At 32.9% G+C, this 15,256-nt stretch carries 10 protein-coding genes; 8 read left to right on the forward strand and 2 right to left on the reverse strand.

Annotated features, from left to right (window positions below; translation table 11 throughout):
* Positions 1 to 8: 8 nt before the first annotated feature.
* Positions 9 to 707: a carbohydrate-binding family 9-like protein gene (locus NYQ10_RS16135; RefSeq protein WP_289877263.1), complete on the reverse strand. Its 699-nt coding sequence runs from the start codon at positions 705 to 707 to the stop codon at positions 9 to 11.
* A 168-nt stretch (positions 708 to 875) separates the two neighbouring features.
* Between NYQ10_RS16135 and NYQ10_RS16140 the strand changes: the two genes are divergently transcribed.
* Positions 876 to 2,531: a M1 family metallopeptidase gene (locus NYQ10_RS16140; RefSeq protein WP_289877264.1), complete on the forward strand. Its 1,656-nt coding sequence runs from the start codon at positions 876 to 878 to the stop codon at positions 2,529 to 2,531.
* A gap of 278 nt (positions 2,532 to 2,809) precedes the next feature.
* Here NYQ10_RS16140 and NYQ10_RS16145 read toward each other — a convergent pair whose 3' ends face one another.
* Positions 2,810 to 4,354 (reverse strand): hypothetical protein, encoded by a 1,545-nt coding sequence (locus NYQ10_RS16145; RefSeq protein WP_289877265.1) that lies wholly within the window; start codon positions 4,352 to 4,354, stop codon positions 2,810 to 2,812.
* A 155-nt stretch (positions 4,355 to 4,509) separates the two neighbouring features.
* Between NYQ10_RS16145 and NYQ10_RS16150 the strand changes: the two genes are divergently transcribed.
* The 7 genes from NYQ10_RS16150 to acs all read left to right on the forward strand — a co-directional run bounded on the left by NYQ10_RS16150 (position 4,510) and on the right by acs (position 15,098).
* Entirely contained in the window at positions 4,510 to 5,685 is a 1,176-nt protein-coding gene (locus tag NYQ10_RS16150) for a 2-isopropylmalate synthase (protein WP_229355095.1), read from the forward strand.
* Between the two features lie 57 nt (positions 5,686 to 5,742).
* On the forward strand, positions 5,743 to 6,861 hold the full coding sequence (gene leuB, locus NYQ10_RS16155; RefSeq protein WP_289877266.1) for a 3-isopropylmalate dehydrogenase: 1,119 nt from the start codon (positions 5,743 to 5,745) through the stop codon (positions 6,859 to 6,861).
* A gap of 268 nt (positions 6,862 to 7,129) precedes the next feature.
* Positions 7,130 to 8,803 (forward strand): dihydroxy-acid dehydratase, encoded by a 1,674-nt coding sequence (gene ilvD, locus NYQ10_RS16160; RefSeq protein WP_289877267.1) that lies wholly within the window; start codon positions 7,130 to 7,132, stop codon positions 8,801 to 8,803.
* Between the two features lie 66 nt (positions 8,804 to 8,869).
* Complete coding sequence (gene ilvB / locus NYQ10_RS16165; RefSeq protein WP_289877268.1) at positions 8,870 to 10,558, forward strand: biosynthetic-type acetolactate synthase large subunit; 1,689 nt, start codon at positions 8,870 to 8,872, stop codon at positions 10,556 to 10,558.
* 87 nt (positions 10,559 to 10,645) lie between these two features.
* Positions 10,646 to 11,167: an acetolactate synthase small subunit gene (gene ilvN, locus NYQ10_RS16170; RefSeq protein ID WP_144212769.1), complete on the forward strand. Its 522-nt coding sequence runs from the start codon at positions 10,646 to 10,648 to the stop codon at positions 11,165 to 11,167.
* Positions 11,168 to 11,226: 59 nt separating this feature from the next.
* Positions 11,227 to 12,696, forward strand: a complete 1,470-nt coding sequence (gene ilvC, locus NYQ10_RS16175) for a ketol-acid reductoisomerase (RefSeq protein ID WP_289877269.1) — start codon at positions 11,227 to 11,229, stop codon at positions 12,694 to 12,696.
* 491 nt (positions 12,697 to 13,187) lie between these two features.
* Positions 13,188 to 15,098, forward strand: a complete 1,911-nt coding sequence (gene acs, locus NYQ10_RS16180; protein WP_289877270.1) for an acetate--CoA ligase — start codon at positions 13,188 to 13,190, stop codon at positions 15,096 to 15,098.
* The last annotated feature ends 158 nt before the right edge of the window (positions 15,099 to 15,256 follow it).

The raw sequence follows: 15,256 nt of genomic DNA on the forward strand, positions 1-15,256 counted from the left end.
AATTAAATTCACTCTACAAACTCAAAAACAGCAAATTCTGCTGGTTGATGAAAACCAAATTTTAAACTCTTATAAGGTTGTAATGCAAGATATTCAATCGATTTACCGTAATCAATTCTAAAAACATTTGCTTTCCATTTTGTGCCTACTTTTGGTTTTAGAAAATTAGCATTTTTAATCTTTTCAAGACTTGCAAAAGGAATTTTAATTTCAACAGTATAACCTTCAGAATTAATATTGCTTACTGTTTCCATTCCTTTAATGTTAAAACCAATTTCAGTTTTCCAGCCGCCGCATTCGGCTGAGATACATTTCAGAAGTAAATCATAATTTGTAGAAAAAGCATTTACGCCAATTTCAACATAATTTTGTCCGTCTCCGTCTGGATCTATAAAAATTTCTACAAGATCATCAGTATAAAATATTTGCGCATCTTTGGTTTGAGGTTTTCCAATTATATTAGAATCTTTGCAATTGTAAGCGATGTAAAGATTTTCTTCATTCCACGAAAGTGAAATAAAAGTGTTTTGCGTAGCTTTTTCTCCAGAATTATGAATCATAAACGGACCTAAAAAAGGTGTTTCCCAATCTGATAAATTTCCATCAATTACTATTTGCTTTTCAGTTTTATGAACTGGAATATTTTGGGAATTTGAAGCAACCGAAAATAGTACAATTATAAAAGGAATGATTGCTTTAAATCTCATATTGTGAATTCTACAGTTTAAAAGCACTAAAATAGAGAAGAATAATGAATTTGACAGCATTTTTTTTATTCTCAAAATGATAAAAAACCAAAATTATTGATCTGAATGTTTACATTTGTTGAAGATTAAGCTGGTTTAATTACCTTATTTCTTTCAAATTTATAAATAATGAGAAAATACTTCGGTGGCGTATTTATCGCCTTTTTAGTTGGTTTTACTGCTAATGCACAAGGACTTTTAAATAAGTCTGAGACTGCTTTTACACATCAAGATACTTTACGCGGAAGCATAACAAAAGAAAGAGCTTGGTGGGATTTGAAATATTATCATTTGGATGTGAAAGTTAAGCCTTCTGAAAAATTTATTTCGGGTTCAAACACAGTTCGTTATACTGTTTTAACAGAAAATGACAGAATGCAGATTGATTTGCAGCAGCCAATGAACATTACGAAAGTAACTCAGAATGGAAAAGAGCAAAAGTTTGAAAGAGATGGAAACGCTTTCTTCATTACTTTAACTGAAAAACAAAAAGTTGGAGATACAAAAGAGATTGTAATATCATATGAAGGAAAGCCTAAAGAAGCTGTTAGAGCTCCTTGGGACGGTGGATTTTCTTGGAAAAAAGATAAAAACGGAAAAGATTTTATTGCTACATCTTGTCAAGGTTTAGGAGCAAGTGTTTGGTGGCCTTGCAAAGATCATATGTATGATGAAGTGGAGAATATGCTTATTAGTGTAAATGTTCCTGGAGATTTGACAGAAGTTTCTAACGGAAGATTGAAAAGCGTAAAAAAAGAAAAAGACGGAACAAAAACCTTCAATTGGTATGTTTCGAATCCGATTAATAATTATGGTGTAAATATCAACATTGGTGATTACGTGAATTTTTCTGAAGTATTTAAAGGAGAAAAAGGCGATTTAGATTGTAATTACTATGTTTTGAGAGATAATTTAGCTTTAGCAAAAGAGCATTTTAAAGACGCTCCAAAAATGCTCAAAGCTTTCGAAAATTGGTTTGGACCTTATCCGTTTTACGAAGACAGTTATAAATTAGTTGAAGTTCCATATTTAGGAATGGAACACCAAAGTTCTGTTACTTACGGAAACCAATATAAACAAGGTTATTTAGGACGCGATTTAAGTGGAACTGGTTGGGGATTAAAGTTTGATTTTATTATTATTCATGAGTCTGGACACGAATGGTTTGCGAATAATATTACGTACAAAGACATCGCAGATATGTGGATTCATGAGAGTTTTACTAATTATTCTGAAAGCCTTTTCTTGGAGTATTATTATGGTAAAGATGCTGGTGCAGAATATGTGATTGGCTGCAGAAATAATATTGAAAATGATAAACCAATTATCGGTCATTATGATGTAAACAATGAAGGTTCTGGAGATATGTATCCGAAAGGCGCTAATATGTTGCACACAATTCGCCAAATTGTAAATGATGATGCAAAATGGAAATCTATTTTGAGAGGTTTAAATAAGACTTTTTATCATCAAACCGTAACTTCAAAACAAATTGAAGATTATATTAACGAACAAGCTGGAATTAATTTTAATAGAGTTTATGCTCAATATTTAACTACAACTAAAATTCCGGTTTTTGAATACATGTTTAAAAATGGAACTTTAGGATATCATTGGACAAACTGTGTTTCTAAATTTGATATGCCAGTAAAAGTTAAAATCAATGGTGTTGAAACTTGGCTAAAACCAACAACAGATTGGCAATCGGTTAAAACTGAGAATGAAGATAGAAAGCTTGAAGTTGATAAAAATTTCTATGTTACCACTTCTAATATTGTGGAGTAAGTTTTTAAAATCTCAAAAAAAAATCCCAAATTCCAATTTTCTTGGAGTTTGGGATTTTTTACATATTTATTTTTTAGTACAGTTTGTCATTTCGACGAAGGAGAAATCTTCGCAAGCAGCTCAGTAACGAAAGTCTAATCTTTGTGGAGTTTCTTGCGAAGATTTCTCCTTCGTCGAAATGACAAAAAAAGCCTTGAAATTCAAGGCTTTTTTTATTGGAATTTGGACCCGAGCGATAGCGAATAGGCGAAGCAATTTAAAAATTGTAATTTAAACATTCATCGATTATTCAATTTCGCTTTTTCTCTTATAATATCAGCAATTTTTCTATTTTCAATTTTGCTTTCAAGCCACGAAATGATATCTAAATATAAGAAAGCTCTTTTTTCATAGGTATTCTTTTCAAGCTCAACAAAACGAGCGTGCATTTTTTTGAATTCGTTTTTGATATCTGCTGGATAAAAATTATTTAAGTTTCTCAAGAATTTGATTATTTCTTTCTGAACTTCATGCAAGTCATTCATTTTTAATAAAAACTTATAGGTGCTTTTTAGATGGTTTTCTAAATAATAATCTTTTCCAAGTTCATAATGTGCAATTAAAGACAATAGCCTTGCAAAGCACATTAAATCTTCGCGCATTGTTAAGTTCTTATTATTGATTATTTTATCTAAATAATTAATGCATTCATTATATTTTTCATTTCCGAAATAAATAGAAGCAAACTTATAGAAGAACAACATTTCGTGATGTTCATCTAAATGTTCACTGTGAATTTTCAGTTTTTCTAAAATCTCAGGAATCAAATATTCGCTTTCTGCAAAAGTGCCTTCTAAAATATGAAGATTTAGCTTATTGTTATAAACGTAAAGAAATGACAGAGATGCAATATTATCATTCGAAGGAAATTTTGGATCAGAGATTGTTTCTTCCAAAAGATTCAAATATTTCTTAAAGTTCGATTTGTACTTTAACATATAAAGCGACTCTAAAAAATAATGATTGCCTTTTAAGAAAAACACCGGATTCAAATAAATCATATTCGGATTATCGTAGAAAAGCTGAACCCATTTGTAAGCATATTTATAACTGGCCAAAAAGTCTTGAACCAAAAAGCTTCGCCATAGATTAGCATTGTAAAACCAGTATTTTTCGCGAAAGCCAAATTTACTTTCGTCTAATTTTGATATATGTCTGTTAAAATAATCGTCTATGTATTTATATTCCTGATCATTTTTTACATAACCAGTTTTCAGCATTATTCCATACAACTGAAGCGATAAATTGGATAATTTGCTTGAAATGGTATTTCTGTAATTCAATTCTTTTGCTTGAACTACTAATTCGTCAGCGCGACCTTGTATACTACGCGTAATATATTGCGATTCGATTAGTTTTTCGAATTCTACAATTTCATACGCCATATATTTTTCATCATTTTCAAGAGCTTGCTGTTTTGTTTTATCTAAGATTTTTAAACTTTGTTTATATAATCCTTTATTATAAAGAATAACGGCAAAATCCATTTGTTCACGCAGTTGATAACGAATATTCTGGCTAGGAATATTTAATCTAATACTTACTAGAATTTGTTTGTATAAGTATGATTTTAAATTAGATAGCTGTACCTTTTGTATAACACCACTTTTAAGGATAAGCTTTTCGTCGTAAACTTCAGATTTATCTAAAATATTAAATAATTCAATAAATTTTGTGTTTGAACTTGTCTCTAATCGGCTTGCAAAAATTTTAAACTGTCTTTTTTCTGATTTCGAAAGTGATTTGATTAAAACAAATAAGAAATCTTTTTGATGGTTAGCCATTGTAAAAAATAATAATGTAACTTATTGATAATAAAGTGTTTAATAGGGTATAAATCGTTTTATGAACAGTATAATTTCATTAAAATGAATTTCGTACTGCGATAGTACAATATATATTTGTTATCAAGATGTGAAATTACATTAAATAAATGAATATGAATAGAGAGAAAGTTCAAATTTTTGACACCACTTTGCGAGATGGTGAACAAGTTCCAGGATGTAAGTTAGATACTAAGCAAAAATTAGTTATCGCAGAACGACTAGACAAAATGGGAGTTGACATTATCGAAGCAGGCTTTCCTGTGTCAAGTCCAGGCGATTTTTTATCGGTCTCTGAGATTTGTAAAATTGTAGAAAATGCAACTGTCTGCGGACTAACAAGAGCCGTAAAAAATGACATTGATGTTGCTGCAGCTGCCTTAAAGCATGCTAAGAAACCTAGAATCCATACTGGAATCGGAACTTCACAATCTCATATCCTCCACAAATTACAAACTACGCCTGAAGATATTATTGCAAGAGCAAAATATGCTGTAGCACACGCAAAATCGTATGTAGAAGATGTTGAATTCTACGCCGAAGATGCTGGTAGAACAGATAATGCATTCCTTGCAAAAGTTTGTGAGGAAGTGATTAAATCTGGTGCAACTGTATTAAATATTCCTGATACAACTGGATATTGTCTTCCAGAAGAGTATGGAGCTAAGATTAAATACTTAAAAGAAAACGTAAAAGGAATCGAAAACGTAATCCTTTCATGCCATTGTCATAATGATTTAGGAATGGCAACTGCAAACTCAATTGCAGGAGCTATAAATGGTGCGAGACAAATTGAATGTACTATTAATGGTATTGGAGAAAGAGCAGGAAATACAGCACTTGAAGAAGTGGTTATGATTTTCAAACAACATCCATATTTAAATTTAGATACAAATATTAATACAAGAGAATTGAACGAAATGAGCCGTTTGGTTTCTGAAAGTATGGGAATGATCGTTCAGCCTAATAAAGCTATCGTTGGAGCAAATGCTTTTGCACACAGTTCTGGAATTCACCAAGATGGTGTAATCAAAAACAGAGCAACTTACGAAATCATGGATCCGTTAGATGTTGGAGTAAATGAATCTTCAATTATTTTGACTGCAAGAAGCGGAAGAGCTGCTTTGGCTTACAGAGCTAAAAAAGTAGGTTACGAATTAACAAAAGTACAATTGGATATCGTTTATGTTGAATTCTTGAAATTCGCAGATATCAAAAAAGAAGTTTTAGACGCAGATATTCACCAAATTATAGAAGCTTCTAAAATTGAAGGGGATTTAATTAGAAGTTAATATTTCAAAAAAAAATTAGGAACAATAAGGATTTAAAGACATAAATAGCGAGAGATTATGAATTTAAAAATTGCAGTTTTACCAGGAGATGGAATTGGGCCTGAAGTAATTTTACAAGCTAAGAAAGCTTTGTATGCCATTGGCGAAGTGTACAATCACGAATTTGTTTTTGAAGAAGCCCTTATGGGAGCGGTTGCTATCGATAAAACGGGAAATCCTTTACCAGAACAAACACTGAACCTCTGTTTAAATACAGATGCAGTTTTGCTTGGTGCAATTGGAGATCCGAAATACGATAATAACCCAAATGCAAAAGTCCGTCCGGAACAAGGATTACTGAAACTTCGTAAAGAATTAGGCTTATTTGCTAATATTCGTCCTATAAAACCTTATAAAGCCTTAATTGAAGCTTCTCCTTTGAAAAGAGAAATTATTGAAGGTGCTGATTTTACCATTTTTAGAGAATTAACTGGCGGAGCTTATTTTGGAACTAAAACATTAAATGAAGAAGGAACACATGCTTCGGATTTATGTGAATATTCAGAAGAAGAAATTACCAGAATTGCACATCTGGCTTTTCAATCGGCACAAAAACGACGCAAAAAGTTGACAATGGTTGACAAAGCAAATGTTTTGGAAACTTCTAGATTGTGGAGAAAAGTAGTTCAGAAAGTGAGCGAAAATTATCCAGATGTTAAGCTTGATTTCTTATTTGTGGATAACGCAGCAATGCAGCTGATTTTGAATCCGAAACAATTTGATGTGATTTTGACTGAGAACTTGTTCGGAGATATTTTATCAGATGAAGCAAGTGTTATTACAGGTTCTATTGGTTTATTGCCATCAGTATCTTTAGGATCGAAAAATGCTTTGTTTGAGCCAATTCACGGATCATATCCGCAAGCAAAAGGTAAAAATATTGCAAATCCTATTGCTTCGATTTTGGCAGCGGCACTTTTGTTAGAACATTTTGGATTAACTAAAGAAGCTCATGTAATCTATAAAGCAGTAGAAAAAGCAATTGAATATAAAGTAGTTACTGTTGATTTAAAACCAGATTCAAAATTCGGTACAAATGAAGTAGGAGAGTTCGTTTCTAATTTCATTTTCAGTAAAGACGATTTGCTGTATTTTAATAATGATAATGTTAGTATTGGGCAATCGACAATTGTTTAATATTTTCTGTTAAAAAGTGAAGATAATCACAAGAAGTATTTGAAATGTTGAGATTTTATTTTTTTACTTACTAAAGTTTATTTACTTTTGTAACACTAAAAAAATAAGCGATGCAAATCTCAATTATTATTACTTCTGTCGTTGTTGTCAATGTGATTCACACATCTGCATCGGGAATGTTATAAATATAATTGAAAAACTATATTACAAACCTTCCAAATACTGGAAGGTTTTTTTTTGAATAAAAAATTAAAAATAAAAAACAATAATGGAATTAAATAAGTACAGCAAGACCATCACCCAAGATCAAACACAGCCTGCAGCGCAAGCCATGTTGTACGGAATTGGTTTAACTGAAGAAGATTTAAAGAAAGCACAAGTTGGAATCGTGAGCATGGGTTACGATGGTAACACTTGCAACATGCACTTGAATGATTTAGCAAAAGATGTTAAAAAAGGTGTTTGGGATGCAGATCTTGTCGGACTTATTTTCAATACCATTGGTGTCAGTGACGGTATTTCTAACGGAACTGAAGGTATGCGTTACTCATTAGTTTCTCGTGATGTAATTGCAGATTCTATCGAAACTGTTGCTGGAGCGCAATGGTACGACAGTATTATTGCAATTCCTGGTTGTGATAAAAATATGCCAGGAGCATTAATTGCAATGGGAAGATTAAACCGTCCATCAATGATGATTTACGGTGGTTCTATTCACTCTGGAAAATGGAAAGGAGAATCATTAAACATTGTTTCTGCTTTTGAAGCTTTAGGAAAAAAAGTAAAAGGCGAAATTACTCCAGAAGATTTTAAAGGTGTTATTCAGAATGCTTGTCCAGGCGCTGGAGCTTGTGGTGGTATGTATACTGCAAACACAATGTCTTCTGCTATTGAAGCATTAGGAATGAGTTTGCCTTACAGTTCTTCTAATCCAGCTTTAAGTCAAGAAAAAAGAGATGAATGTCTTGCTGCTGGTAAAGCAATTAAAATTTTATTAGAAAAAGATATTAAGCCAAGAGACATTATGAGTCGTAAAGCTTTCGAAAATGCTATTACAATTGTAGCGGTTTTAGGAGGTTCTACAAATGCTGTTATGCACTTAATCGCAATGGCACATTCTGTTGGCATCACAATCACTTTGGATGATTTTCAGGCAATTAATGACAGAACTCCTGTTCTTGCTGATATGAAACCAAGTGGTAAATATATGATGGAAGATATTCATGAAGTTGGAGGAATTCCTTCGGTAATGAAATATTTATTGAAAGTTGGATTGATTCACGGAGATTGTTTAACTGTAACAGGAAAAACTGTTGCTGAGAATTTAGCTTCGACTCCTGATTTACAAGACGGACAAGAAGTAATTCACGAAATTCAAAAAGCATTAAAACCGACTGGAAATATTCAGGTTTTATACGGAAATCTTGCTTCTGAAGGTGCTGTAGCAAAAATCAGTGGTAAAGAAGGAGAATATTTCGAAGGACCAGCTGTAGTTTTTGAAGGTGAGTTTGAAGTAATTCCAGGTCTTCAAGCCGGAAAAATTAAACCAGGTAATGTAGTCGTCATTAGGGGTTGTGGACCAAAAGGTGGTCCGGGAATGCCTGAAATGCTGAAACCTACATCTGCCATTATTGGTGCTGGATTAGGAAGCAGCTGTGCACTAATTACAGACGGTAGATTCTCGGGTGGTTCGCACGGTTTCGTGGTAGGACACGTTACACCAGAAGCATATGACGGTGGTGGTATTGCACTAGTAAAAGATGGAGATATGATCGCTATCGACGCTATAAAAAATACAATCGACCTGAAGATATCTGACGAAGAATTTGCAGCTAGAAAAGCGGCTTGGGTTCAGCCGAAATTAAAAGTTGACAGAGGGGTTTTACTTAAATACGCTAGATCGGTTTCTAGTGCATCAACAGGATGTGTAACCGATAATTAATTTTAAAAACAATAATATCAAGAATCAATTGGAAAATTGAAATTGATTCTTGAAAAACAATATACTATGAGAATATCAGGGGCAGAAGCCGTTATAAGATGTTTGTTAGAAGAAGGAGTAGATTTGGTTTATGGTTATCCAGGTGGAGCAATCATGCCAGTTTACGACGAGTTATATAAATTTCAAGATAAATTACACCACGTTTTAGTACGTCACGAACAAGGTGCGACACATGCAGCTCAAGGTTATGCAAGAGCTACAGGAAAAGTAGGAGTGGCAATTGCTACTTCTGGACCAGGAGCAACTAATTTAGTTACGGGAATCGCTGATGCACAGATCGATTCAACTCCAATGGTTTGTATTACAGGTCAAGTTGGAAGACATTTATTAGGTTCTGATGCATTTCAGGAAACTGATATTATCGGAATCTCAACTCCTGTAACGAAATGGAATTTTCAGGTAACTGAAGCTTCCCAGATTCCTGAAATTATTGCAAAAGCATTTTATATTGCTCGTTCTGGACGTCCAGGGCCTGTATTAATTGATATTACTAAAAATGCTCAGTTTGATGAGTTTGATTTTAGTTATGAAAAATGTACAGGAATTAGAAGCTATATTCCAGTTCCGAAATTAAACTTAGATAAAGTTGCCGAAGCTGCGGCTTTAATTAACTCTGCAAAGAAACCATTAATCGTTTTCGGGCAAGGAATTATTTTGGGTCAAGCCGAAGCTGAATTTAAAGCGGTAATCGAAAAATCTGGAATTCCGTCTGCATGGACTATTTTAGGATTATCAGCTTTGCCGACAGATCACCCATTAAATGTTGGAATGTTAGGAATGCACGGAAATTATGCACCTAATTTAATGACTAACGAATGTGATGTTTTAATTGCTTTCGGAATGCGTTTTGACGACCGTGTTACTGGAAAATTAGCGACTTATGCAAAACAGGCAAAAGTAATTCACTTCGAAATTGATCCTGCTGAAATCGATAAAAACGTAAAAACAGAAATCGCTGTTTTAGGTGATGTTAAAGAATCTTTAGCTGCATTATTACCATTATTAGATGCGAAATCGCATGATTTATGGCTTAACGAATTTAAAGCTTTAAGAGAAGTTGAATTCAATTCTGTAATCAAAGAAGAATTAAATCCAACAAACGGCAAAGGAATTTCGATGGGAGAAACTATCGAAATGATCAATAAACATTCAAAAGGTGATGCCATTATCGTTTCAGATGTTGGTCAGCACCAGATGTTTGCTTGCCGTTATGCTAAATTTAATTCAACAAAAAGTAATATTACTTCTGGAGGTTTAGGTACAATGGGATTTGCACTTCCAGCTGCAATTGGAGCAAAAATGGGGAAACCAGAACGCGAAGTAGTAGCGATTATTGGTGATGGAGGTTTCCAAATGACAATTCAGGAATTGGGTACAATTTTCCAAACTCAAGTTCCAGTTAAGATTGTTATTTTAAATAATGAATTTTTAGGAATGGTACGTCAATGGCAGGAATTGTTTTTTGACAACCGATATGCATCAACAAAAATGATCAATCCAAATTTTGTTGCAATAGCTGAAGGATACCATATTAAATCTAAAAAAGTAACGAGTCGCGATGATTTAGACGAAGCAGTTGCAGAAATGCTAGCTTCTAAAGAATCTTACTTCTTAGAAGTCATGGTGGAAAAGGAAAATAATGTTTTTCCAATGATTCCAACAGGAGCGTGTGTTTCAGAAATTAGATTAAGCTAAAAAAAAGGTTTCATGTTTCAAGTTTTTTGAGTTTCAAGTTGTAGAACGTGAAACCTGAAACTTGAAACAAAATAAACTAAAAAACAAATGGAAGATAAAACATTTACCATATCGGTATACTCAGAAAATAACGTGGGATTGTTGAATAGAATATCTGGAATATTCTTAAAGCGCCACATTAATATATTAAGTCTAAATGTTTCAGAATCAGAAATAGAGAATGTTTCGAGATTTATCATTGTAGTAAATACTACAGAGAAATGGGTTCAGAATATTGTAGGCCAAATTGAAAAACAAATTGAAGTTATAAAAGCATTTTATCATACAGATGAAGAAACTATTTTCTTAGAAAATGCTCTGTTTAAAATTGCCTCAAGTTTGTTGTTTGACGAAAAACAAATTCAGAATATCATCAAAGAAAGCCAGTCTACTATTGTAACGGTTTCTCGTGATTTCTTCGTTATTTCAAAATCAGGAAGACGTTCTGAAATTGAAGAATTATACGAAAAATTCAAACCATACGGAATTATGCAGTTTGTACGTTCGGGAAGAATTTCAGTTTCAAAACAAAAAATGGAGATTTCTGCTTTGCTAGAAACCTTTAAATAATAAAAATCTTAGTTATATATCAATTATAAAATTTCATTTCATTAAATATTAAAACAAAAATGGCAAATTATTTCAATACATTACCACTTAGATTACAATTAGAACAATTAGGAGTTTGCGAATTTATGGAGCAATCAGAATTTGCAGACGGAATTGCAGCATTGGCTGGAAAAAAAGTTGTAATTGTTGGTTGTGGAGCACAAGGTTTGAATCAAGGATTAAACATGAGAGATTCTGGTTTAGATATTTCTTATGCATTACGTGCAGATGCAATTGCTGAAAAGAGAGCTTCTTTTAAAAATGCTTCTGAAAATGGTTTCAAAGTAGGAACTTACGAAGAATTGATTCCAACTGCAGACTTAGTTTGTAACCTTACACCAGACAAACAACATACAGCTGTGGTAACTGCTATTATGCCATTAATGAAAAAAGATTCTACCTTGGCTTATTCTCACGGATTCAACATTGTAGAAGAAGGAATGCAAATTCGTAAAGACATCACAGTAATTATGTGTGCTCCTAAATGTCCAGGTTCTGAGGTTCGTGAAGAATACAAAAGAGGATTTGGAGTTCCGACTCTTATAGCTGTTCACCCAGAAAACGATCCAAACGGTTTAGGTTTAGATCAAGCAAAAGCTTACGCTGTAGCAACTGGAGGACACAGAGCTGGAGTTTTAAGATCATCTTTCGTAGCTGAAGTAAAATCAGATTTAATGGGTGAGCAAACTATTCTTTGTGGTTTATTGCAAACTGGATCTATTTTATGTTTTGATAAAATGGTTGAAAAAGGAATCGATGCTGCTTACGCTTCAAAATTAATTCAGTTTGGATGGGAAACTATCACTGAAGCTTTGAAACACGGTGGAATCACCAATATGATGGATCGTCTTTCTAATCCTGCAAAAATCGAAGCTTACGAATTAGCTGAAGAATTGAAAGATATCATGCGTCCATTGTTCCAAAAACACCAAGACGATATCATTTCTGGAGAATTCTCTAGAACGATGATGGCTGACTGGGCAAATGATGATGTTAACTTATTGAAATGGAGAGCTGCAACTGGAGAAACTAACTTCGAGAAAACAGCTCCACAAGAAGCTCCAATCTCAGAGCAAGAATATTTTGACAACGGAGTATTAATGATTGCAATGGTTAAAGCTGGTGTTGAATTAGCTTTTGAAACAATGACAGAAGCTGGTATTATCGAAGAATCTGCTTATTATGAGTCATTACACGAATTACCATTAATTGCAAACACAATTGCAAGAAAGAAATTATTCGAAATGAACCGTGTAATTTCTGATACTGCTGAGTACGGATGTTATTTATTCGATCACGCTTGTAAACCGTTATTGACTGAATTCATGAAAAAAGTGGATACAAATATCATAGGAAAACCATTTTCAACTTCAAATGGAGTAGATAATGCTGTTTTAATTGCCGTAAATAGAGAAATTCGTCAGCATCCTATCGAAGAAGTAGGAGCTTGGTTGAGAGAGTCTATGACTGCAATGAAAAAAATTGGATAATTAAGAAATTGGGAATTCCCGTAGAATTCGATTTTACGGGATTTGCACTGTATCAATGATTTAATATTTTGAATTAGTAAGCACTTATTAAAATTAATAGATATAGATGCATATTGCATTCACTTAACTTCTCTAAAGGTGAGTTAAGTGAAGCTAATCCCTTATAATGGGGTATATTTGGTAGAATATACTTGTTGAAATTTCTATTGTAATTAATAATGATGCTGCTATTTCAAAGTGTATAAAAGCATTTGTAATGCAGTATTACAAAATTAATTGTTATTGAAATTTGTTAAATTAAAAAAGGCATAATATTATTTATTATGCCTTTTTTTCCTTTTTAATTTGTTTTAAAAACTAAAGATTTAAAACAAATGCAAATAATTATCATATTTTATTAAATAAATGTTTTTTTTTGATAAAATTTATGAATTAAATTATTTTAAGAATACGTTCAGATTTAATACATTTATAAAAAAATTCAACAAAAGATGAGCTATTACAAAATTGAAAATTTAGAACAATATTTCAAACATTACAATAAGTCAATAAGAGAGCCAAGAAAATTTTGGGGAAAAATAGCTGAGGAAAATTTCACATGGTACCAACAATGGGAAAAAGTAGTTGATTTTAATATGGCTGAAGCTGAAGTAAAATGGTTTACAGAAGCTAAAGTAAACATTACCAAAAATTGCATCGACAGACATTTAAGCAAAAGAGGAGATAAAACGGCAATTATTTTTGAACCAAACGATCCTTCTGAAGAAGCTTTACATATAACGTATAACGAATTATACGAAAGAGTATCAAAAATGGCAAACGTTCTTCGTGAGCAAGGAGTTCGCAAAGGAGATAGAGTTTGTATTTATTTACCAATGATTCCTGAATTAGCAGTTTCTGTTTTAGCTTGTGCTAGAATTGGCGCTATACATTCTGTTATTTTTGCTGGGTTTTCTGCATCAGCGGTTTCAGCTAGAATTAATGACTGCGAATGTAAAATGGTAATCACTTCTGATGGAGGTTACAGAGGAAACAAAACAATTGACTTAAAAGGAATTGTTGATGAAGCTCTAGAAACTTGTCCGTCGGTAACAAAAGTTTTAGTTGCAAAAAGAACTAATACTGATATAAAAATGAAAGAAGGTCGTGACCAATGGTTACAACCACTTTTGGACGCTGCTTTAGATAATAGCGTAGCTGAAATTATGGATGCCGAAGATCCTTTGTTTATTCTATATACTTCAGGATCAACAGGAAAACCAAAAGGTATGGTTCATACTACTGCTGGTTACATGGTTTATACAGCATACACTTTTAAAAATGTTTTCAGTTACGAAGAAAATGATATTTTCTGGTGTACTGCAGATATCGGATGGATTACTGGTCACTCATATATATTATACGGACCATTATTAAATGGAGCTACAACTGTAATTTTTGAGGGAGTTCCTTCTTATCCAGATTTTAGCCGTTTTTGGGATATTATCGAAAAACATAAAATTACACAATTCTACACTGCACCAACTGCAATCCGTTCGTTAGCAAAAGAAAGTTTAGATTATATTCAAAAATATCCTCTAAAATCTCTTAAAGTTATTGGATCTGTTGGAGAGCCAATTAACGAAGAGGCTTGGCACTGGTTTAATGACCACGTTGGAGATAAAAGATGTCCGGTTGTAGATACTTGGTGGCAAACTGAAACTGGTGGAATTATGATTTCGCCAATTGCATTTGTAACACCAACAAAACCAACTTACGCAACTTTGCCATTGCCAGGAATTCAGCCAGTTTTAATGGATGAAAAGCGTAATGAAATTGAAGGGAACCAAGTAGTAGGAAGTTTATGTATTAAATTCCCTTGGCCTGGAATCGCTAGAACAATCTGGGGTAATCACGATCGTTATAAAGAAACTTATTTCTCTGCTTTCCCTGGAAAATATTTTACAGGTGACGGAGCGTTAAGAGATGAAGTTGGATATTACAGAATCACAGGTAGAGTGGATGATGTTGTGATTGTTTCTGGACATAATTTAGGAACTGCTCCAATTGAAGACGCAATTAACGAACACCCAGCTGTAGCAGAATCAGCTATTGTTGGATTCCCACATGACATTAAAGGAAATGCTCTTTATGGTTACGTAATTCTGAAAGAAACTGGAGAAGTTAGAAATAAAGAAAATTTATCTAAAGAGATTAATCAATATATTGCAGATCATATTGGACCAATCGCGAAATTAGATAAAATCCAATTCGTTTCTGGTTTACCGAAAACACGTTCAGGAAAAATTATGCGTAGAATTTTACGTAAAATTGCAGAAGGAGATTTTTCTAACTTTGGAGATACTTCAACTTTATTGAATCCAGAAGTTGTAGAGCAAATTATAAAAGAAAGAATTTCTTAAGTAAAAATATAAATCAATAAAAAATGCCTCTTAAAAATTAAGAGGCATTTTTTTTATTTTAATCAGTCTGACAATCCTGTCTTTTGTATAGTTTGTCATTTCGAGGAACGAGAAATCGCACAAGAAACTCGACAATGCTTATCGCCAATCTTTGTGGA

The organism is Flavobacterium johnsoniae (genome assembly GCF_030388325.1).
Taxonomy (GTDB): domain Bacteria; phylum Bacteroidota; class Bacteroidia; order Flavobacteriales; family Flavobacteriaceae; genus Flavobacterium; species Flavobacterium johnsoniae_C.